Origin of the sequence: Actinomadura sp. WAC 06369, from assembly GCF_003947565.1 — a bacterium.
In the GTDB taxonomy this organism is placed as follows: domain Bacteria; phylum Actinomycetota; class Actinomycetes; order Streptosporangiales; family Streptosporangiaceae; genus Spirillospora; species Spirillospora rifamycini.
In genome coordinates this window covers 1-694 of record NZ_QHJN01000408.1, presented here as the reverse complement: position 1 = coordinate 694, position 694 = coordinate 1, and the positions used below count along the sequence as shown (strand labels likewise).

The 694-nt window shown below is 75.4% G+C and carries 2 protein-coding genes; both read left to right on the top strand.

Annotated features, from left to right (window positions below):
• The coding region (locus tag DMH08_RS39715; protein WP_148108679.1) for a sortase domain-containing protein at positions 1-348 on the top strand (348 nt) is incomplete at its 5' end.
• A gap of 78 nt (positions 349-426) precedes the next feature.
• A partial coding sequence (locus DMH08_RS39710; RefSeq protein WP_199748246.1) for a hypothetical protein occupies positions 427-694 on the top strand: 268 nt, incomplete at its 3' end.

Here is a 694-nt window from a genome sequence, read left to right as displayed (position 1 = left end):
CACGAGGACCTCGCCGCCTGGTACACGGGCTCCGCCGCCCCCGGCGGGCGCGGCACCGCCGTGATCCTCGGCCACCGCGACTCCCGCACGTCCGGCCCGTCCGTCTTCCACCGGCTCGGCGCCCTCGAACCCGGCCGCACCGTCCGCGTCCGCCGCGCCGACGGCACCGCGGCCGTCTTCACCGTCGACGCCGTCCGCCGCCACGCCAAGCGCGACCTCCCCGCCGCGGCCGTCTACGGCCACACCCCGCACCCGTCCCTGCGCCTGATCACCTGCGGCGGCCCCCTCCGCGACGGCCGCTACCGCGACAACATCGTCGTCTACGCCCACCTGACGTCCGCCGGGTAAAGCATGTCCCGCACCGGGGTCAAATCTCGGCCTTGAGCTGGCATGATGAACGAGGAAACCCGCGACCGGGGGTGAGCGATGGGCGCACCGTGGGACGGCCCTTCCTGCCGGGCCTGCAAGGGCAGGGGAGAGATCGTGTACGCGCGCGGCGACAACCGCATCTGCCTGCAGTGCGAGGACTGCTCCGGCACCGGCCGCGCCGGCACCGCCCCCGCCGGCCCCCGCTTCCGCACCGACGGCCTCCGCGGCCCCGTCTACGCCACCGGCTACCAGCTCGGCTGCTGGACCTGCTTCGGCGCCGGCGTCGTCCTCACCCCCACCTTCGCCCAACGCCCCTGCCCCGACT